The 19,896-nt window shown below is 68.6% G+C and carries 13 protein-coding genes, 1 pseudogene and 1 riboswitch; of the genes and pseudogenes, 6 read left to right on the forward strand and 8 right to left on the reverse strand.

Annotation, left to right across the window (positions count from 1 at the left end):
- Positions 1-62 precede the first annotated feature (62 nt).
- Both DX914_RS17840 and DX914_RS17845 read left to right on the forward strand, forming a co-directional pair.
- Positions 63-503 carry a VOC family protein gene (locus tag DX914_RS17840; RefSeq protein WP_115861326.1) on the forward strand — a complete coding sequence of 147 codons (441 nt, stop codon included), beginning with the start codon at positions 63-65 and terminating at the stop codon, positions 501-503.
- Between the two features lie 160 nt (positions 504-663).
- A complete protein-coding gene (locus tag DX914_RS17845; RefSeq protein WP_115861328.1) occupies positions 664-1,458 on the forward strand; it encodes a hypothetical protein in 795 nt (264 codons plus the stop codon).
- 97 nt (positions 1,459-1,555) lie between these two features.
- Here DX914_RS17845 and DX914_RS17850 read toward each other — a convergent pair whose 3' ends face one another.
- The gene (locus DX914_RS17850) at positions 1,556-2,065 is read right to left on the reverse strand and encodes a hypothetical protein (RefSeq protein WP_115861330.1); all 510 of its coding nucleotides are present in this window, start codon (positions 2,063-2,065) and stop codon (positions 1,556-1,558) included.
- A 184-nt stretch (positions 2,066-2,249) separates the two neighbouring features.
- Here DX914_RS17850 and DX914_RS17855 point away from each other — a divergent pair.
- Both DX914_RS17855 and DX914_RS20635 read left to right on the forward strand, forming a co-directional pair.
- Positions 2,250-4,274, forward strand: a pseudogene (locus DX914_RS17855) (sodium-translocating pyrophosphatase); the annotation flags it as partial.
- A gap of 102 nt (positions 4,275-4,376) precedes the next feature.
- Entirely contained in the window at positions 4,377-4,703 is a 327-nt protein-coding gene (locus DX914_RS20635) for an OmpA family protein (RefSeq protein WP_269204257.1), read from the forward strand.
- A 577-nt stretch (positions 4,704-5,280) separates the two neighbouring features.
- On the opposite strand, the gene DX914_RS17860 is transcribed toward DX914_RS20635, so the two are convergent.
- Positions 5,281-6,783 carry an adenosine deaminase family protein gene (locus DX914_RS17860; RefSeq protein WP_196778959.1) on the reverse strand — a complete coding sequence of 501 codons (1,503 nt, stop codon included), beginning with the start codon at positions 6,781-6,783 and terminating at the stop codon, positions 5,281-5,283.
- A 290-nt stretch (positions 6,784-7,073) separates the two neighbouring features.
- Here DX914_RS17860 and ppa point away from each other — a divergent pair, with 290 nt between their 5' ends.
- Entirely contained in the window at positions 7,074-7,628 is a 555-nt protein-coding gene (gene ppa, locus DX914_RS17865) for an inorganic diphosphatase (RefSeq protein WP_115861334.1), read from the forward strand.
- A gap of 670 nt (positions 7,629-8,298) precedes the next feature.
- Here the strand turns inward: ppa and DX914_RS17870 are convergent.
- The 5 genes from DX914_RS17870 to DX914_RS17890 all read right to left on the reverse strand — a co-directional run bounded on the left by DX914_RS17870 (position 8,299) and on the right by DX914_RS17890 (position 16,959).
- On the reverse strand, positions 8,299-9,288 hold the full coding sequence (locus DX914_RS17870; RefSeq protein WP_115861336.1) for an aspartyl/asparaginyl beta-hydroxylase domain-containing protein: 990 nt from the start codon (positions 9,286-9,288) through the stop codon (positions 8,299-8,301).
- 118 nt (positions 9,289-9,406) lie between these two features.
- A complete protein-coding gene (locus DX914_RS17875; protein WP_231118324.1) occupies positions 9,407-12,238 on the reverse strand; it encodes a TonB-dependent receptor plug domain-containing protein in 2,832 nt (943 codons plus the stop codon).
- A gap of 326 nt (positions 12,239-12,564) precedes the next feature.
- Positions 12,565-13,491 (reverse strand): helix-turn-helix domain-containing protein, encoded by a 927-nt coding sequence (locus DX914_RS17880; protein WP_115861340.1) that lies wholly within the window; start codon positions 13,489-13,491, stop codon positions 12,565-12,567.
- Positions 13,492-13,634: 143 nt separating this feature from the next.
- Entirely contained in the window at positions 13,635-16,016 is a 2,382-nt protein-coding gene (locus tag DX914_RS17885; RefSeq protein ID WP_158549389.1) for a winged helix-turn-helix domain-containing protein, read from the reverse strand.
- Between the two features lie 256 nt (positions 16,017-16,272).
- Positions 16,273-16,959 carry an ion channel gene (locus DX914_RS17890; protein ID WP_115861344.1) on the reverse strand — a complete coding sequence of 229 codons (687 nt, stop codon included), beginning with the start codon at positions 16,957-16,959 and terminating at the stop codon, positions 16,273-16,275.
- 191 nt (positions 16,960-17,150) lie between these two features.
- Between DX914_RS17890 and DX914_RS17895 the strand changes: the two genes are divergently transcribed.
- Positions 17,151-17,720, forward strand: a complete 570-nt coding sequence (locus tag DX914_RS17895) for a YajG family lipoprotein (RefSeq protein WP_115861346.1) — start codon at positions 17,151-17,153, stop codon at positions 17,718-17,720.
- 57 nt (positions 17,721-17,777) lie between these two features.
- On the opposite strand, the gene thiC is transcribed toward DX914_RS17895, so the two are convergent.
- Positions 17,778-19,655 carry a phosphomethylpyrimidine synthase ThiC gene (thiC, locus tag DX914_RS17900; RefSeq protein ID WP_115861348.1) on the reverse strand — a complete coding sequence of 626 codons (1,878 nt, stop codon included), beginning with the start codon at positions 19,653-19,655 and terminating at the stop codon, positions 17,778-17,780.
- Between the two features lie 62 nt (positions 19,656-19,717).
- A riboswitch (TPP riboswitch) is annotated at positions 19,718-19,819 on the reverse strand.
- Positions 19,820-19,896 lie beyond the last annotated feature (77 nt).

Raw genomic sequence — 19,896 nt, forward strand, 5'->3', positions numbered from 1 at the left:
CGTCCAATACGCGGTCACCGGGCGCGAGCAAGCTGCGCTCACCCATTCCCAAGGAGCCCGTCATGGCCGTGCACGAGTTGTTTTCCTACCTCTGCGTCGCCGACGCCCAGGCCGCCATCGAGTTCTACTGCAAGGTGTTCGACGCCAGCGAGAAGTTCCGCCTGGTCGAACCCGGCGGGCGCATCGGCCATGTCGAGCTGGACCTGGGCGGCACCACGCTGATGCTGTGCGAGGAGTTCCCCGAGGTCGACATCCGCCGCCCGGACCCGGCGCGGGGTCACAGCCACACCCTGCACCTGCACGTGGACGACGCCGACGACGTGGTCGCGCGCGCGGTGGCCGCCGGCGCCGAACTGGCGATGGCGCCGCGCGATCACTTCTACGGCGAGCGCTCGGGCACGGTGATCGACCCCTTCGGCCACCGCTGGAACATCGGCCACAGCATCGAGCAGCTCGACCCCGAGGAAATGCAGCGCCGCTACCCCGCCGACGCCTGCGACTGAGCGCGTAAAGCGCACGTCCGAGCGCAGGAATGCGAACCCCATAGCGGATTTCGCGTGCGTTTGTCGTTGAATCGATGCGTTTAATCCGGCAATCTGCGCGCGCGGGCGTCACGGAGCGATGCGGGGCGCACGGAAGACCGTTCATTCCAAGGAAACGCTCATGAAAGCCCATCTGCTGCCGCTGCTGCTGTTGCTCCCCTCCCTGCCCGCGCTGGCCGGCCAGTGCGAGGACAATTTCTCCAAGAAGGGCAACGCGCTGTCCGGCGCCGAATACTCCACGTCCTACAAGGTGCCGGGCCTGGCCATGCCCAACGCGATCGGGCAAATGCGCAACCTGGCCATCGCCGACGGCATGGACGTGCTGGACGAGAGCCCGGACACCGGTTCGCTGCTGCTGGAAGAACCGGCCAACGCCGCGCACAAGGGCCTGCAGGTCTACGTGACCGCCAAGGCCGACGGTACCGTGTCGATGCTGATGAAGACCCGCCGCGGCACCTTCGGCAGCGCCGACGGCATCCGCGACGCGATGTGCAAGATGCTGACCCAGCTCAAGCCGGGCAAGGGCGCGGTGGCGCGCTCGGCGGCCAAGCCGATCGAGATCCAGGCCACCGCGCTGGCCACCGACATCGAGCGTCAGGGCCTGGAGAACGAGGCCGCGATCAACGTGCGCTTCGAGAACAAGGTCTACAACATCAAGGGCGTCAACAAGGGCGTGGCCGGCAAGAAGGGCGCGTTCGAGCTCTACTTCGACATGAACCCTTCGCTGGTGCCGGGCCTGATCCAGAGCAAGTCGCGCATGTTCGAGATCCGCATCGCCTGCCGGATGATGCCGGACCAGAACGCCTACTCGCTGGCCATGCGCAACGGCGACAAGATGTACCTCAACGCCACCTACGACACCTACGACCAGGCCCACCGCCTGGTGTGGCTGAAGAACTGCCGCGCGATCCAGTAATCGCAGCGCGCCAAGCCGCGCTCCGGCGCGGGCGACGCGCTCGTTGCCCGCGCCCCATCGGCCGCGCCGGAAGCATCCGGCGCCGGCCTGACCGGCCTCAGCCGCCGCAGCCGGCGCCTTCCACCGTCATCGCCGCCGCGAACATCGGCACCGCCGCCAGGCGGTTGGCCGCGGCCTTGGCCTTCTCGTCCTGCAGATACAGCCGCGACTGGCCCTGCGCGTCCAGCTTGGGCGGGGTGGCGTTGCCGGGCTTGCGCCACACCTTCACCACCGCTTGCTGCGACGGGCAGGCTGCATTGGGCACACGCAGCACATCATTGAAGATCCAGCCGGACGCGGTCGAGGGCTGCGCCTTGGCGGCGTCGACGAAACGCGCGCGCGGCTGGCAGTGGGGGCTGGTGCGCACCACCGCGAATTGGTACGGCTGCGCCGCCTGACCGGTGAAACGGCCTTCCAGACGGGCGCAGGCTTCGGGGATCTGACGCAGGGTGTGGACCGTACCCACCGCCTGCGGACTCACCGCGGTGCGCTGGATTTCCGGGGCCGGGTCCGCGGCCAGGGCCGGCACCGGCAGCAACAGGGCCGACAGGACGAGCGCAGTGCGCATGAACGGGGCTCCATCGATACGTGACTGGGGTCGCAGGCTGGCACGCCGGGGCTGAACCCCGGTTTCACGAGGTTTCACAGGGTTCGGGGCTGTGCGATAGTCCCTGCGTTGCCATGCCCGCGGGCATGCGACCCACAACGTACAGAAAATCCGAAATTCCGATGTCCACTCTGGGGAGGGGTTCATGCTGGAGCAGTACGGTTTGACCTTGGCGCTGGCTTGCGCCGTCATCGCGATCCTCTACGGGATCATTTCCGCGCGCTGGATCAGCGCACAACCCGCCGGCAACGAACGCATGCAGGAGATCGCCGGCGCGATCCAGGAAGGCGCGCGCGCCTACCTCAACCGCCAGTACACCACCATCGCCATCGCCGGCGCGGTGCTGTTCGTGGTCATCGGCTTCTTCCTGAACTGGCACACGGCGATCGGTTTCCTGATCGGCGCGGTGCTGTCGGGCGCGGCCGGCTACATCGGCATGAACGTATCGGTACGCGCCAACGTGCGCACCGCCGAAGCCGCGCGCAAGGGCATCGGCCCGGCCATGGACGTGGCGTTCCGCGGCGGCGCGATCACCGGCATGCTGGTGGTGGGCCTGGGCCTGCTCGGCGTGGCCGGCTACTGGCTGGTGCTGGGCAAGATGGGCGTGACCGGCGAAGCCGCGCTGCACGCGCTGGTCGGCCTGGCCTTCGGTTCCTCGCTGATCTCGATCTTCGCGCGACTGGGCGGCGGCATCTTCACCAAGGGCGCCGACGTGGGCGCGGACCTGGTGGGCAAGGTCGAAGCCGGCATTCCCGAGGACGACCCGCGCAACCCGGCGGTGATCGCCGACAACGTGGGCGACAACGTCGGCGACTGCGCCGGCATGGCCGCCGACCTGTTCGAAACCTACGCGGTCACCGTGATCGCGACCATGCTGCTGGGCGGGCTGATGATGGCCCAGGCCGGCACCCACGCGGTGCTGTACCCGCTGGTGCTGGGCGGCGTGTCGATCATCGCCTCGATCATCGGCGCCTTCTTCGTCAAGGTGAAGGCGGGCGGCTCGATCATGGGCGCGCTGTACAAGGGCGTGATCGTGTCGGCGGTGCTGGCGGCGATCGCGTTCTATCCGATCACCAAGGAGCTGATGGCCGATTCCAGCTACGGGGCGATGAACCTGTACTGGTGCGCGCTGATCGGCCTGGTGCTGACCGGCGCGATCGTGTGGATCACCGAGTACTACACCGGCACCCAGTTCAAGCCGGTGCAGCACGTGGCCGCCGCGTCCACCACCGGTCACGGCACCAACATCATCGCCGGCCTGGGCGTGTCGATGAAGTCGACCGCGCTGCCGGTGATCGCGGTGTGCCTGGCGATCTGGGGCGCGCACGCGCTGGGCGGGCTGTACGGCATCGCCATCGCCGCGACCTCGATGCTGTCGATGGCCGGAATGATCGTGGCGCTGGACGCCTACGGTCCGATCACCGACAACGCCGGCGGCATCGCCGAGATGTCGGAGCTGCCGCCGGAGGTGCGCAACATCACCGATCCGCTGGACGCGGTGGGCAACACCACCAAGGCGGTGACCAAGGGCTATGCGATCGGCTCGGCCGCGCTGGCCGCGCTGGTGCTGTTCGCCGACTACACCCACAACCTGCAGGCCGCGCATCCGGGCGCGGTGTTCTCCTTCGACCTGTCCGACCACTACGTGATCATCGGCCTGCTGATCGGCGGCCTGATCCCCTACCTGTTCGGCGCGATGGCGATGGAGGCCGTGGGCCGCGCCGCCGGCGCGGTGGTGGAGGAAGTGCGGCGCCAGTTCCGCGATATCCCCGGGATCATGCAGGGCACGGGCAAGCCGCAGTACGACAAGGCCGTGGACATGCTGACCAAGTCCGCGATCAAGGAAATGATCGTGCCGTCGCTGCTGCCGGTGGCCGTGCCCGTGGTGGTGGGCCTGCTGCTGGGTCCGAAGGCGCTGGGCGGCCTGTTGATCGGCACCATCGTCACCGGCCTGTTCGTGGCCATTTCGATGACCACCGGCGGCGGCGCCTGGGACAACGCCAAGAAGTACATCGAGGACGGTCACCACGGCGGTAAGGGCTCGGAAGCGCACAAGGCCGCGGTCACCGGCGACACCGTCGGCGACCCGTACAAGGACACCGCCGGCCCGGCGATCAACCCGCTGATCAAGATCATCAACATCGTCGCCCTGCTGCTGGTGCCGCTGCTGCCGGCCGATACCGGCGCGGCCGGTGCGGCATCCGCGGCCGGTCACGGCGCGCCGGTGGCGGCCGCGTCCCTGCAGGCGCCCGCCGCGGCTGACGGCAGCACGGTGCAGGCCGGGGCGGACAGCAAGGCCACGCTGTACTTCGAAGTCGGCTCGGCCGCGCTGCCGGCCGATTTCGAGACCGCGCTGTCGGGCGTGTACCACCGCATGCAGCGCGATCCGGCGCTGAAGGCGCGCGTGTCCGGCTTCCACGACCGCAGCGGCGACCCGGCGGCCAACGCCGAGTTGGCCAAGCAGCGCGCGTCGGTCGTGCACGATTGGCTGATCGCGCAGGGCATCGCGGCCGAGCGCGTGAGCATGGACAAGCCGGCCGAGACCACCGGCGACGGCAATGCGAACGATGCGCGCCGGGTGGAAGTGCTGGTGGAGTAAGCCGGGCCGCGCCGCTGGCGCAGCTGACGACAACGGCGGCTACGGCCGCCGTTGTCGTTTATGGGGATCGGACCGCTCCGGCCGCCTCCGCTTGTCTTCCCCCTTTGTAAAAGGGGGATTGAGGGGGATTTGCTCTTAAGAGCAACAGCAACAGCTTCCGTCCGCAAGCGGCCGGGTAACTTTCTTTTGATAAGCGTCAAAAGAAAGTAACCAAAGAAAAACGCTTCGCCAAAACTCCCGTGCGAGATCGGAGTTTGCGCGGGGATTTTTCGATAGGCCATCCCTGGCCTAGCGAAAAACGGCGCACATCCTGTGCGCCGCCCCTCGGGTCTTCTATTGGGACAGCGAGTTCGATGCCCGAGCGGGGATCAAGGGCATTCGCGCTGCGCGCTCATCCCCTCACCCTAGCCCTCTCCCGCAGGCGGGAGAGGGCATGCATTCGACGCCGCTTGCTGCTTTAGCCCCTCTCCCGCTTGCGGGGTGAGGGGCAGCGCTTGCGAGCCATTGGCTCGCGCTGCACCGAACGCCCGACCGCTATGCGGTCGGGCCGGGGCGTGGGTTGGGGTGAGGGCGAGCCCTACCGCCCCACCTCGCGCTCGAACTTCGCCAACGCCAGCTCCAGCCGCCACTGCTGCCGCGCCTTTGCGCTGCCCTGCAGGTAGCGCTCGCAATCCGCATCGGCCGCCTCGCGCGAACGTGCGCAGGCATCCACGCGCGCGCCGCCCGCGCGCGAGGTCCACAGGCTGGCGCCGGGCAGGAACGCGTACTCCAGGCTGTCGCGCGCGATCTGCTTCAGATCCGGATAGCGCAGGCCCTGTTCCTGCACCGCGCGTTGGTATTCGTGGCTGAGGTCGCTGCGCAGCACGCCCTGGTCGTCGGTGGACAGCACCACCGGCACGCCGGCCTCGCGGTAGGTCGCCAGCGGGTGCGCGGGGCCGCTCACGCCCAGGATCGCGGCGTTGCTGCTGAGGTTGATCTCCACCGCCACGCGTCGGCGCGCCATCTCGCGCAGCAGCGCCGGCGCGTCGGTTTCGTAGGCGATGTCCACGCCGTGGCCGATGCGGTCGGCACCGGCCAGCCGCACGGCCAGGGCGATGTGGTCGCGCAGCGCCTGCGGCGGCACCAGGCCCAGGGTCTGCTCGCCGGCGTGCAGGGCCAGCCGCACCGACGGGTAGCGGTGCTTGAGCTGGGCGAACATGCGCATGTGCAGGCCGTAGTCGCGCTGCGCTACCGGATGGTGCTCGGGGCCGACGATGTTGACCCCGACCCAGCGCGGATCGGCCAGGGCCAGGGCGAAGCCGAAGCGCATCGCCGCATAGGCCTGTGCGGGCGAGCGCTGGCGCAGCACCGGAATCTGGTAGCGCACTTCCACGGCGCAGGCCGGCGCGGCGGCGGCGGTGCCGCAGGCCTGCGCCTGCGCGAAACGCGCTTCCTCGCCGTCCACCTCCGCGCGCGCCCGGGCCACCGCCGCGGGCAGCAACGGGTCCAGCACGTCGTTCAAGCCGGCGAAGTCCTCGCCGTCCAGGTGCTGAACGGCCTCCAGCAACGGCTTGGCGCCGGCGGGCATGCTCATCAGTTCCAGGTACGCGACCTGGTCGGCGGCGGCCAGTTCGCGCGTGGCCGCGATCACCCGTCCGTCGTCGCCGGAGGACACCGCGCGGAATCCGTCGAAGCTGGCGAAGAAATGGTCGGCATCGGGCAGTGGCGCGTTGCGCATCGACAGCGTGTCGATCGCGCGGCTGTAGCTGGCGTAGTCGCGGCTGGCCAGGTCGCGCGCGGGCAGGCGGCCGGGCGCCTCGCACGGCGGGCGCTCGATGCGGTGGCTGGCGCTGTCCACGCAATAGCCCTGCTCGCCGGCCCAGCGCAGGTAGTCCTCGGCGTAGACCGAACCGCTGGCGTGGTTGTGCAGGTCGCCACCCTTGGGCATGGCCTGCAGGAACATGCGCAACCGTGGCGGACTTTGGGCGATGCGTTCGAAGTAGGCGGCTACGCGCGTTTCGTCGTTCGCTTCCCGCCCCTGCACCGCCGCGGCCGGCAGCAAGGCCGCCAGCAGCATCCAACCGCGCCACCCCTTGCCCATATCCGCTCCCCTGGTCCGCGCCCGCAGCATCGCACGCCGCCCGGGGCGCGGTCGGGGATGCGCCCCTGGCTGCGGGCCGCGCCCGGCTCATCCAAAGCGGCACCTGTCCGATTCCGCCCGCGCACACCCGCCGCAGACCCCGGGGTTGTGCGGGTGTCCCTCACCAGTCCGACAGGCGCTGGCCCGCCCCCGGAAGCCGATGCTGCGCCGCAGCAGCCGGCGGCGTAGAATGCCCGCCTCTTTATCCGGCCCGCCCCCCGGCGGGCCACCAGCAGTCGGAGCTATCCCCCATGGGCCTGGACCTCGTCCCCACCGGCAAGAACCCGCCGGAAGAGATCAACGTCATCATCGAAATCCCCAAGGACGCCGAGCCGGTCAAGTACGAGGTCGACAAGGCCTCCGGCGCGATCTTCGTCGACCGCATCCTGTCCACGCCGATGCGTTACCCGTGCAACTACGGCTACGTCCCGCACACCCTGTGCGGCGACGGCGACCCGGCCGACGTGCTGGTGGTGCTGCCGCTGCCGTTGATCCCCGGCTCGGTGATCCGTTGCCGCCCGGTCGGCGTGCTGCGCATGACCGACGAAGCCGGCGGCGACGAAAAGCTGCTCGCCGTGCCGGTGGACAAGGTCTTCGCCGGCTACAGCCACATCTCCGACGTGGACCAGGTCAGCCAGCACTGGCTGGACCGCATCGGCCACTTCTTCGAGCACTACAAGGACCTGGAAAAGGGCAAGTGGGTCAAGCTCGACGGCTGGGGCAAGGCCGCCGAAGCCAAGCAGATCCTGCTCGAGGCGATCGATCGCTACAACGCGACCGAGGAAAGCGACAAGCCGAAGTTCTGAGCGCTGCGCTGCGCTGGGAACGAAGAAGGCCGCCTTGGGGCGGCCTTTCTTTTTTGGAACGGGCTTGCGCCGTAGCTTGTCGCTACGCGTGCCCTCACCCCAACCCCTCTCCCGTGAACGGGAGAGGGGCTAAAGCAGCAAGCGGCGTCGGATCTGTCCCCTCTCCCGCTTGCGGGAGAGGGTTAGGGTGAGGGGATGAGCGCAGCGAATGCTCTTGCTCCTCGCTCGGGCGCCGAACTCGCAGCACCAATAGAAGACCCGTAGGGCGGCGCACAGGACGTGCGCCGTTTTTCGCTGGCACATGGATGTGCCATCGAAAAATCCCCGCGCAAACTCCGCTCTCGCACGGGAGCTCTGGGGCAGCGTTTTTCTTTGGTTACTTTCTTTTGACGCTTATCAAAAGAAAGTTACCCGGCCGCTTGCGGACGGAAGCTGTTGCTGTTGCTTCTGAAGACACACCCAAAGAATGTCGCGAGTTCGGAGCTGATCGCGGCTCACGCCGCTCCTACCCCAAGGCGCCAGAGCAGGCCCCAGGCCGGCCGAGAGCTTGGTCGTAAGTGCGGATTCGCGGTCGCAGCTTGCGCAGCTCCTACAGGGGCGAGCGTGGCATTCGTCGTAGGCGATGATTCGCGGTCGCGGCTCACGCCGCTCCTACCCGGAAAGCCCAGGCTTACGCGTTGTCGCCCACGGCGCGCTGCTGCTCGGCCGAACTGCCCAGGCTCTGCGCGTCGGCGCCGACCGCGAACTTGGCCACGATCGTCATCATCGCGTTGAACCAGCGCAACTCGTTCTTCAGCCGCAAGGTCTGGCTCGGGCCTTTGACCTCATCGATGAAACGCTGCAGCGTCTCGCGATAACGCGCATGGCCCTCAGCTCGATCGCCGTACTCGAACCACAGCCCCTGCCACGCGCGCGCGAAGCGCATCGACGCCTGCCGCACCGGCTGCAGCTGCGGGTGCGGCTCCACGTCGGCGAACAGCAGGCCGAAGTGCGCGGTCAGCTCCCAGGGGCTCATCACCGTGGGCACGTTGACCGTCTCGCAGGGGAAGCTCGCGACCTCGCCCGGGCGCGGCGCCAGCGCGCGCTGCGGCCAGCCGTCGCGCGGCGCGTTGTGCGGTCGGCCACGGCCGACCAATTCCCAGAAATCGCCGCCGCCCACGGTGTCCACCACCAGGTGCACACGCGATTCAACCGCGTCGTTGATGACCCGGTGCTGGCGCCAGGTGTCGAAGATCCAGCATTCGCCGGCGGCCATGTTGATCGCCGCATCGCCGCATTCGAAGCGCACCGTGGGCTGGGTCACCACCGGAATGTGCACGCGCACGCGCTCGGCCCAGTAATAGCCCTGGTCGGCGTGGCGGGTGACCTCGGCGTGGCCGGACAGGCGCATCAGCCGGCTGCGGCCGACGGTGGCGCCCAGGCTGGCGAAGACCTGGGTCAGATAGGGGCAGGCCAGCAGTTCCGGGGTGGGCTGCATGCGGCCGGAGAAGGCCTCGTTGCCGGGATCGCCGTTCACCGCCACCAGCGGCAGCATGGAGTTGCCGGCGAAGCCCTGCGGGTGCGGGCGCCACGGGCCCTCGCCCAGCGCGGCGATCTCCTGCGCCAGGCGCGCGGCGTCGATGGCCAGCGGCAACTGGATGAACGGCACCTGCAGCTTCATCGTGGGGTCCGGAAGGGCGACCGCCCTATCCTACCGCCGCCGCCGGCCGGAGACGAAAAAAAGGGAGGCGGGCCGTAGCCCGCCTCCCCTGGTGCAGCGTGTTGCGTACAGCGGTCGATCAGAAGCGCTGGCGGTACTGCAGGTAGTAGTAACGGCCCGGCACGTCGTATTGCGGATCGAACATGTTGTACGGCGCGGTCAGCGACAGCGGCGGATCCTTGTCGAACACGTTGTTCGAACCCACCGACACGGTCGCGTTCCACGGCGTGTTGTAGCGGAACTGGATGTCGTGGTACGTGACCGCACCCAGGTGGTTGCGCGGCGCCGGACCGTCGGCGGTCACGCGGTTCGGATCCGAGCAGTATTCCTGCGCGTCCGCACCGGTGAACGGGCACTCTTCGTCGATACCCGACTTGTAGCGCATGCCCCAGGTCGCACCGAAGTCGCCCTTGGTCCAATCCAGGTACAGGTTGGACTTGATGCGCCAGTACGGATCCTGCGGCAGGTACAGGCCCTGACGCTCTTCGGCGACGGAGTCCTTGGTGGCCGTGGCGATCCACTTGGAGGTGTAGCTGGTGTCCCAGGTGATCGAGAACTTGCCGTAGGCCGTTTCCGGCAGACGGTAGTTCAGGGTCACGTCGTAGCCTTCCACCTCGTACTGGGCGAGGTTCAGCAGCGGCATCTCGAGCTTGTCGATGATGTTCGGGTTGCCGGCCGAGGTGCCACCGCGCTGGTACAGGCCGCAGTAGGCGGCCTGCTCGCCGGCGGTACCGGCGTAGCACTTGTCCAGGATGAACTGCGCTTCCGGACGGGTGATCGCGTTCTCGATCTTGACCTTGTACCAGTCGACGGCGATGTCGAAGCCGGTCAGCCAGCTCGGGCTATAGACGAAGCCCAGGGTCTTGCTGGTCGAGGTTTCCGGCTGCAGCTGATCGTTCGAGGTCCAGGTGAACGGCTCCAGGGTCTGACGCGAAGCGCCGTTGCCCGGCTGCACGTAGTTCGCCGGCACGCCTTCGGCGGCGCAGCGAGCGGCCACCTGCGGGTTGCCGCGCAGCGGCGAGTGGCTCGAGCAGGGATCGATGTAGCTTTCGAACGAGTCGGTGTTGCCGCCGTACAGGTTGCTGATGCTCGGGGCGCGGAAGCCCTCCGACCAGTTGCCGCGGATCAGCAGGTCGTCCATCGGCTTCCAGCGGAAACCGAACTTGCTGTTGAGCGTGTTGCCGAAGTTGCTGAAGTCCGAGTAGCGGGTGGCCACCGAGAAGTCGAGCAGCTTGGCGAACGGCAGGTCGGCCAGCACCGGCACGGCCAGTTCCAGGTAGAACTCGTCCAGCGAGTACGAACCGGCGGTGGGCGAACGGGCGTTGCCGGTGCTCAGGCCGGCGGCGATGAACGCATCCGGATCGAACTGGCCGCTCTCGGCGCGGTGCTCATAGCCCGCGGCGAAGCCCAGCGGGCCGGCCGGCAGGTCGACGATGTCGCCGCTGATGTTGGCGGTGTAGCTCTTGGACACCACGCGGCTGGAGTCGTGCGCGGTGAAGCCGGCGTAGTTCAGGGCTTCGGGCGAGATCGAGCCCAGGCCGCCGAGCGGGTTGATCGGCACGCAGCCGGCGATGACCGCGCCCGGAGCGCCGCACTTGACCACGCCGTCGGTGTCCATGAAGGACGGACCGTAGGCGTTGTTCAGGGCCTGCACGTTGAACAGACCGTGGGTCAGGTCGTTCTGGTCGGTGCGGTCGTAGCGGTAGCCCACGTCCCAATCGAAGGTGCGCTCGCCGACGTTGAAGAAGCCTTCCAGACCGCCGTAGAAGTGGAAGTTCTTGACGTCCTGGTTGAACGAACGGCCACCGGTTTCCTGGAAGCGGCGGTTGACGCCGATCAGGTCGCGGCCGAGGTTCTTGTACTCCTGCGGCGCGTAGTAGCTCTGCGAGCTCAGGGTCAGGCCGGTGACCGGCATGGCCGCGAGCAGCTGCTCGGAGATGCGCTGGTTGTACAGCGTCTCGGCGCGGAAGGTCAGGTTGTCGGCGATGTCGAACGTGGCCTGCGCGAACAGCGAGGTGCGCTCCTGCGGGGTCAGCAGGTAGTTGTCCGGCGCGGTGTTGTAGCCGTGCACGGCCGAGTCGTAGACGACCTTGTTGCCCTGCGCGTCGAGCACATAGCGCACGTCGTCGGCGTTGGACGCGGTGCCCATGTTGTCGACGAACGAGCCCGGGAAGCCGGTGCCGCTCTGGCCGCCGAAGAACGGCGGGCCGCCGGCGGAGATCTTGCGATCGCCGGCCATCACGGCCTCTTCCTTCACGTAGGACGCGCCCAGCAGAACCGAGGAACGGTCGTTGCTGACGCCCAGCGAGAAGTCGTATGCCTGACGGTCGCCGTCCTGCGCGCTGTACTGGCCGAGGTAAGCGCCGGCTTCGGCGCCTTCGAAGTTGCGGCGGGTGATGATGTTGACCACGCCGGCGATGGCATCGGAACCGTAGATGGTGGACGCGCCGTCCTTCAGCACTTCCACGCGCTCGATGATCGAGGCCGGGATGGTGTTGAGGTCGACCGAGCCGTCGAGCTGGGTGGTCCAACGACGGCCGTTGACCAGCACCAGGGTGCGGCTGCTGCCGAGGTTGCGCAGGCTGACGCCCGAGGAACCGTCGCCGCCGTTGTTGAAGGTGCTGTTGAGCGCGGCGCCGTTGGTGGAGATGCGCTGCAGCACGTCGGCCACCGAGGTCACGCCCTGCTTTTCGATCTCAGCGCGGCTGAGCGAGAAGATCGGCTGCGAGGTCTCGACGTCGGCGCGCTTGATGCGCGAACCGGTCACTTCGATGCGATCGAGAGTGGTTGCGTCTTGGGCGGGAGCTGCATCGGCTTCTTGGGCGCTGGCGAACGCCGGCACCAGCGCGATCGCGATGCCGGCGGGCAGCAAGCCCATCCGCACCACGGGGCGCAAACTGCGATGGTTCATCTATCTCTCTCCAGGTAATGTTTTTGCGCGTTGTTACTGACGTGTTAAACGCCTCGCAAAAGTACGGGCACGTAGCCACCACTGCTTTGCGCGCGCCATCCAGAGACTTTGCCGAATCGGTCCGCGCGTCCGTGCGTGCGACGAATGTCATCGCAGCGAAACGCGCGGCGCAGATATGCGAACGCGCGCGGTATGCGCGCGCGTTCTTTCTATAGAGAGAGTGAGCGTTGCGACGATCGCGGATCGTTCGCGGCGCATCGCGCTGGCGGCGATGCGCATCGCCGCGCATCGGCGGCATGCCCTGCGGCATGCGCGCCGATGGCCGATCAGGTGCCGGTGGCGAGCGCGGCTTTGCGCGCGACGCTCGCGGACTTTGCCGAATCGGCGCGGCCGACCGCGGCATTGGCCGCGGCGCTGCGGTAGCGCGTGGCCGACACGCCGAAGCGCGCGCGGAACGCGCGGGCGAAACTGCAGCAGTTGTCGAAGCCGCTGGCCGCGGCCACTTCGCCGATCATCATCGTGGTGCTCTTCAACAGATCCGCCGCGTGCTCCAGGCGCATGCGCGCCGAGGCCGCCTGCGGGCTTTCCTCGTACAGGCTGTGGAAGGTCTTGGAGAAGTACCAGCTGGAGAAGCTGGTCAGCTCGGCCAGTTCGCTGATGCGCACCACGCGGTCGCAGTTGCCTTCCAGGTACAGGCGCGCGCGCTGCAGGCGGCCGAACACCTGGCGCTTGCGGCTGCGCGAGCGGCCCGGGCAACGCGGAATGCGCGCGGCCAGCTCGCGCTGCACGCCGGCCAGGTGCAACAGGATCGGGCGCAGGGCGTTGAGCTCGGAGGCGGCGTCGCTGTCGGCACCGCGCACCGCGGCCTGGCGCCACAGGCGCAGGGCGACGCGGGCGTCGCGGCGGCCCATGCGGCCGCGGCCGGCGTAGAGGCCGCCGTCGGCGTAGCGGGCCATGGCCTTGAGCGCCTCGGCGTTCAGGTTCAGGCCCACGCACAGGCCGTGGCGGTCGGCCTGCAGCACCGGCTTGGAGTCGCGCTCGAAGGCGATCCAGTCGCCGCGGCGCAGGCGGAACTTACCTTCCTTGGCTTCGACCCAGGACGCGCCGCGCAGCTGCACCCAGATCGAGAAGTTGGCACCCGACAGCTGCACGCTGCCCAGGCGGGAGACACCCACGCAGTTGCCCTGAACCGCGCTCTCCGGGCTGTCCAGCTGCAGCAGCTGGCCACGATCCGCCCATTGCGATTGCTCCATTGGTCCACCTCATGTGCCGAGAATGGCCACAGGTTTTGCCGCAGGCGGGCCGGAGCTTCAGGAAAATTGCCGGAGAGTTATGCGAATTCGCAACGAGGGCACAACCGAAGAACTTACGAAAGAACAATTCCCTTCCGGTTCAATCAGTTGAACCAGCCGGGGACCTCGCCCTTCGGGGCCGGCAGCAGGTCCATGTAACCGATATCGGCGCCGTCCCACTGGACCAGGGCCACGTAGACCACGTCGCCGCGCGGGGTCAGCGAGTAGCCGTTGACCGCCACCCGCCGGCTTTGGTCCAGGCACAGGGGCGCGGCGGCCGGCAGGGCGGTGCCGGGCTCGGCCGCGGCGCGGTCCGCGGAAATCCGGCGCAGGTGCGCGGCGCAGGTCTGCAGCTGCTCGATGTAGCGGACCTGGCCGTCGTCGGCCACCGCCCACATGCGGTAGCGGTCGGAGACGGGCTCCTCGGTGTTGAGCTGTCGCACGCTGCCGGGAGACAGGCTCAGGTCGGCCTGCCACAGGCCGCTGCGGGTCGGCCGGGTGAACAGCAGGCGGCCGCCGTGGCGGTCGTAACGCACCTGCGACACGTCGTCCAGGCTGGCCAGGGCGCGCATGGGCTGGCCGCGTCGGTCGAACAGGTGCAGGCGCTGATGGCCGTCGCCGGCGCCGGCCAACACCAACAGCCGATCGCGGTTGGGCAGGTACAGCGCCTGCAGCGGCTCCGGCAACGGCAACGGCAGCTGCGAGACCCGTCCGCTGGACGGCACCACCTCGAACAAGGCCCCCACGCCGGCGCGGTCGCGGCCGGCGATCAGCAGGCTGCGCGAGTCCTCCGACCAGTTGGCCGGGTAACGCGTGGACGGCAGCACGCCGGCGATCATGCGCAGCGAATCGGGCCGCTGCAGGTCGCCCCACCACAGGCCGTTGCTGCCCGAGCGGTCGGACACGAACGCCAGCTGACGCGCGTCGGGCGCGATCGAGGGCACCATGTCGCGCGCCGAGGACGCGTACACCGGTTCGACCACGTGCACCGAGCCCTCGCCGCCCTGCGGCAGCGCCACCCGGTACAGGCCGAAGTACTGGCGCCGCTGCACGAACACCGCCGCCGAGCGCGTGCGCGACAGCACCGGGCTCTGCGCGTCGGGGACGCCGGTGTCGGCGATGCGGCCGCTTTCGAAATCGAAGCGGTACATGCGGATGTCGCCGTCGATGCCGCGGCCGAACATCAGGCCGCTGCCGTCGGGCAGCCAGTCCCAGCCGCGCAGTTCGGCGCGCAGCTGGGTCAGGCGTTCGGCTTCGCCGCCCTCGGCGCGGATGCGCCAGAAATCGCCCAGCGGCGCGTTGCGCACGAACACGATCCAGCGCCCGTCGGGCGAGTAGCGCGGCACCGAGTCCAGGTCGCCGCGGCCGCGCGCGTACTCCAGCGCGCGCCATTCGCCGCTGGCCAGATCGAGCTGACGCAGCCCGACCACGCCCGAGGCGGTGGGCATGCTGCCGAACAGCAGGCCGCGGCCGTCGGGCATCCAGCTGAAGGTGGGCGGCGTGCGGTGATCGCAGCTGCCGACCTCGCGCTCCACGCCGCCGTTGGCCGCGATCAGCATGATCCGGCAGGCCACGCCCGGCTCGATGCGCAGGAACGCGATCGAACGCCCGTCCGGCGACCACGCCGGCGCGCTGTCCTCGGCCAGGCCCTGCGGCCGGGTGAGCTGGCGCGGCTGGGTCTGGTCAGTGGTCTGGACCATGATCGCGGTGCCGCGCGCGCCGTTGGGGATGGCCATGTAGGCCACCATCGCCGCATCCGGCGACAGCGTCGGCGAGAGCTCGAAGCCCGGGAACGACGTGATCAGGCGGTACGGCCGCTCCGACGGCAGCGGCATCGCGTTGTCTTCGGCGCGCAGCGCATCGCGCGGCGGCGCGCGCAGCAGCGACCACAGCACGATCGCGCCGACCAGCAGGGCCACGCCGGCGACCACGCCGACGATCGAGGTCCAGGCGCCGCGCGCGTTGGGCACGGCCGGCGGCGGAATGGGCTGGGTGACGCCGTCGCGCGGCGCCTCGGGGAAGGCCGGATGCTCGGCGGTGGTGCGGCTGGGGTCGACCAGCACCGAAGCGTCGTGCGTGCGCTGCGCCTCGGCGGGGCCCGCGTTCGCCGCGGTCGCGCCCGGCTCGGCTTGCAGCCATTCCACCTGGGTCAGCAGGCGGTAACCGTTCTTGGCGATGGTCTCGATGTAGCGCGGATTGCCGCGCTCGTCGTCGAAGGCCTTGCGCAACTGGGTGATGGCCTGGGTGACCACGTCGTTGGTGGGCAGCGTGTCCGGCCAGACCTCGGCCAACAGCGTGTCGCGGCTCACCACCCGGCCCTGGTGCTCGATCAGCGACAACAGCACGCCCATGGCCTTGGGCGTGATGCGACGTGCGCGGCGCGCGCCGGGCGCGAGGATCTCGCGCAGCGGCACGTCCACCAGACACTCGCCCACGCGCAGGCGCTCGGACGGCAGCGGCGGCGATGGCTCGGGGGGTCGGGACATGAATCCTGCAATGGTCGCGGCGGCACGTTTCATGCGTCATGTGCCTGAAGACCTGAACGGTCAACGGCCAGACCCGGCACACCGCGGCGGCGCGATCGGGCTAACGCGCCTGGAATCAACATTTTACCGTCATTACGGACCCTCGAACTCCCATTCGGGGTGGTCCGAAGGCCCTCTCTCGCCGACGTCCTACAGAACGTACCGTTCCACCTTACGCGCTGCGGCTCCGGCCGCGCGCGTTTTTTTTAACCGGCGTTCAGCCTCGCTCGCGCCTCAGGATGGTCAGGCCGATCAGACGCGAGACCACCGCGGCGATGTAGCCCACCCCGGCGAACTGTTCCAGCATCACCAGCACGCGCGCGCCCGAGCCCAGCGGAATCACGTCGCCCAGGCCCACCGCCGAGAGGTTGGTGAAGCTCAGGAACAGCAGTTCGATCCAGGTGCGCGGCTCGCCCGGCCGCTCCACGCCGACGAAGCTGCCCGGGTACCAGGCCTGGCAGACCAGGAAGGCGTAGGCGAAGCCCCAGGCCAGCAGGGTGAAGGTGGCGCCGGCGGCGAACAACTCGTCGGCGGTGACCCGGTGGTCGCTCATCATGTAGGCGATCAGGCTGCCGGCGGCGTAGAAGTACAGCAGCGCCTCCAGCGCCGAGGACGCCACCAGCAGCACATCGCTGGCCAGCAGTACCGACAGGATCGACAGCGCGAACGCCGGCGCCGCCAGCAGCCAGGCGATCCATTTGATCGCGGGGCTGCGGTTGACCACCCATACCGCCAGGGCCAGCACCAGCACCCCGAACGCGCCGAACACCACCCGCCCGCCGCCGGCGGGCTCGAACAGCGGGTAGGCGATCAGGCTCAGCAACTGCGCCGCCAGCAGGAACGCCGACGGATGCCGCCGCGCGATCGCGCGCCATTTCAGGGAAGCGTAACTGGGGCTGGTCATGGCGCGCAGTGTGCAGGAGCCGGCGCGGGCCGCACAGAGGCGCCGCGCCCGGACGGCGCCGCGGCGGCAGCCGGGGCCCCCGCCCTGGCGATTCCGTTTACCGCATCGGCCTTGCGCGCTGCCGCGAGCGCCCTGGACAATCCCTCGCCCGCCCAGCGTGGGCGGACGTACCACACAGGGGAAATCGAGAAATGCCGCAATTCAAAACCACGGTCGTCGCCATCGCGGCGATCGCGCTGTCCGGCTGCGCCTTCCAGAAGCAGGCCATCCGTCTGGAACCCAAGCTCGAAGCGCCGCAGAGCACCATCGGCAGCGGCAAGCTGACCATGGTCAACGTCGCCGACGAACGCCCGCGCTCGACCCTGGGCACCCGCGGCGTGGCCGGCATCGGCGAGCAGCTCACCGTCGAAGGCGACCTGCGCAAGATCATCGAGAACTCGGTCACCCAAGGCCTGCAGCAGCAGGGCTTCGCCACCGACGGCCCGATGGAAAACCAGTTGCGCGTGGAAATCCGCAATCTGGACTACGTGGTCAACTCCGGCTTCTGGGCCGGCAAGCTGAACATCGAGTTCCTGCTCAAGGGCATCTGCATCAAGGGCAACGCACGCCCCTACGAGCAGATGTACCGCGGCGAATACCGCAAGAACGTGCAGGTCGTGCAGGGCGCCGCGTCCAACAACCTGTTCGTCAACGACGTGGTCTCGCAGGCGATCAACTCGCTGCTGAAAGACGAAAAGCTGATGCGCTGCCTGGCCGAGTGATCCGGCCGTCGACCGCAAGCGGGGTTCCGCTTGCGGTCGCCCGGCGGCGGTCCCGGCTCAGGCCTTGTGATAGACCTGCGCGCCCTGCGCGCGGAATTCCGCCGCCTTCTCGGCCATGCCCTCGCCCAGCGCCGCGGTCTCGTCCACGCCGTGCTCCTTGGCGTAGTCGCGCACGTCCTGGGTGATCTTCATCGAGCAGAAGTGCGGGCCGCACATCGAGCAGAAGTGCGCGACCTTGTGCGCGTCCTTGGGCAGGGTCTCGTCGTGGTACTCGCGCGCGCGCTCCGGGTCCAGGCCCAGGTTGAACTGGTCTTCCCAGCGGAACTCGAACCTCGCCTTGCTCATCGCGTTGTCGCGCGCCTGCGCGCCCGGGTGGCCCTTGGCCAGGTCGGCCGCGTGCGCGGCGATCTTGTAGGCCATCAGGCCTTCGCGCACGTCGTGCTTGTTGGGCAGGCCCAGGTGCTCCTTCGGCGTCACATAGCAAAGCATGGCCGTGCCGTACCAGCCGATCATGGCCGCACCGATCGCGCTGGTGATGTGGTCGTAACCCGGCGCGATGTCGGTGGTCAGCGGGCCCAGGGTGTAGAACGGCGCCTCGCCGCAGACCTCGAGCTGCTTGTCCATGTTTTCCTTGATCAGCTGCATCGGCACGTGGCCGGGGCCTTCGATCATGGTCTGCACGTCGTGCTTCCAGGCGATCTGGGTCAGCTCGCCCAGCGTTTCCAGCTCGCCGAACTGGGCGGCGTCGTTGGCGTCGGCGATCGAGCCGGGGCGCAGGCCGTCGCCCAACGAGAAGGCCACGTCGTAGGCCTTCATGATTTCGCAGATTTCCTCGAAGTGGGTGTAGAGGAAATTTTCCTTGTGATGCGCCAGGCACCACTTGGCCAGGATCGAGCCGCCGCGCGAGACGATGCCGGTCACGCGCTTGGCGGTCAGCGGCACGTAGCGCAGCAGGACGCCGGCGTGGATGGTGAAGTAGTCCACGCCCTGCTCGGCCTGTTCGATCAGGGTGTCGCGGAAGATCTCCCAGTTGAGCTCCTCGGCGCGGCCGTCGACCTTCTCCAGCGCCTGGTAGATCGGCACCGTGCCGATCGGCACCGGCGAATTGCGGATGATCCACTCGCGGGTTTCGTGGATGTGCTTGCCGGTGGACAGGTCCATGACCGTGTCCGCGCCCCAGCGGATCGACCACACCAGCTTTTCCACTTCCTCGGCGATGCCCGAGGACACGGCCGAATTGCCGATGTTGGCGTTGACCTTGGTCAGGAAGTTGCGGCCGATGATCATCGGCTCGCTTTCCGGGTGGTTGATGTTGTTGGGGATGATCGCGCGGCCGCGCGCCACTTCATCGCGCACGAACTCTGGGGTGATGATCTTCTGGATGTTGGCGCCGAAGCTCTGGCCCGGGTGCTGATTGAGCAGGTGGGCCTCGCGGATCGCCTCCAGCCGCTGGTTCTCGCGGATGGCGATGTATTCCATTTCCGGGGTGACGATGCCGCGGCGCGCGTAGTGCATCTGGGTCACGTTGGCGCCGCCGATCGCGCGGCGCGGCAGCGGGCGGTTGCCGAAACGCACGTGCGCCAGCTTGGGGTCGTGCTCGCGCTTGCGGCCGAACTCCGACGACAGCCCCGGAAGCATTTCGGTGTCGCCGCGCTCGGCGATCCAGGCCGCGCGCAGCGGCTTCAGGCCTGCGGCCAGGTCGATCTCCACGCCCGCGTCGGTGTAGGGACCGGAGGTGTCGTACACCGCCAGCGGGGCGTTGTCCTCGCCGCCGAACACGGTCGGCGTGCGCGCCAGCGCGATCTCGCGCATCGGCACCTGCAGGTCCGCGCGCGAACCCTCGACGTGGATCTTGCGCGAACCGGGAATCGGGCGGGTAACGTCGGCCGACAGCTTCTCGGCCTGCTGGATCAGTTCGGTGGGCACCGCATTCATGGAGGTCGTCCTGTAATTCGCTCCTCGCGGAGCCGGGACGAAGCGGGCGCGCGGCCGCGTCGGGCGCGGCCTGCGAAGCTTCCCTACGGCGGTCTCAACCGCATCAGGTTCGAAGGGTCTGTCTCAACCGCCGGCCCCAGGCCGCGGTACCCCCGCTTCAGTGCGCATTAGACCCGGAAACGCGGCCGGGCGCCAATTCGGCGGGGCCCGCTTCGGAACAGGCCCGCTTAGGAACAGGCCC

It is taken from the genome of Lysobacter silvisoli (genome assembly GCF_003382365.1).
Classification (GTDB): Bacteria; Pseudomonadota; Gammaproteobacteria; order Xanthomonadales; family Xanthomonadaceae; genus Lysobacter; species Lysobacter silvisoli.

Bases quoted from the DNA above. Each gene is read 5' to 3' on its own strand.
- DX914_RS17845 (WP_115861328.1), top strand. From the start codon at position 664: ATGAAAGCCCATCTGCTGCCGCTGCTGCTGTTGCTCCCCTCCCTGCCC.
- thiC (WP_115861348.1), bottom strand. From the start codon at position 19,655: ATGAATGCGGTGCCCACCGAACTGATCCAGCAGGCCGAGAAGCTGTCG.
- DX914_RS17885 (WP_158549389.1), bottom strand. From the start codon at position 16,016: ATGTCCCGACCCCCCGAGCCATCGCCGCCGCTGCCGTCCGAGCGCCTG.
- DX914_RS17875 (WP_231118324.1), bottom strand. From the start codon at position 12,238: ATGAACCATCGCAGTTTGCGCCCCGTGGTGCGGATGGGCTTGCTGCCC.
- ppa (WP_115861334.1), top strand. From the start codon at position 7,074: ATGGGCCTGGACCTCGTCCCCACCGGCAAGAACCCGCCGGAAGAGATC.
- DX914_RS17890 (WP_115861344.1), bottom strand. From the start codon at position 16,959: ATGACCAGCCCCAGTTACGCTTCCCTGAAATGGCGCGCGATCGCGCGG.
- DX914_RS17870 (WP_115861336.1), bottom strand. From the start codon at position 9,288: ATGAAGCTGCAGGTGCCGTTCATCCAGTTGCCGCTGGCCATCGACGCC.
- DX914_RS17880 (WP_115861340.1), bottom strand. From the start codon at position 13,491: ATGGAGCAATCGCAATGGGCGGATCGTGGCCAGCTGCTGCAGCTGGAC.
- DX914_RS17860 (WP_196778959.1), bottom strand. From the start codon at position 6,783: ATGGGCAAGGGGTGGCGCGGTTGGATGCTGCTGGCGGCCTTGCTGCCG.
- DX914_RS17840 (WP_115861326.1), top strand. From the start codon at position 63: ATGGCCGTGCACGAGTTGTTTTCCTACCTCTGCGTCGCCGACGCCCAG.
- DX914_RS17895 (WP_115861346.1), top strand. From the start codon at position 17,151: ATGCCGCAATTCAAAACCACGGTCGTCGCCATCGCGGCGATCGCGCTG.
- DX914_RS17850 (WP_115861330.1), bottom strand. From the start codon at position 2,065: ATGCGCACTGCGCTCGTCCTGTCGGCCCTGTTGCTGCCGGTGCCGGCC.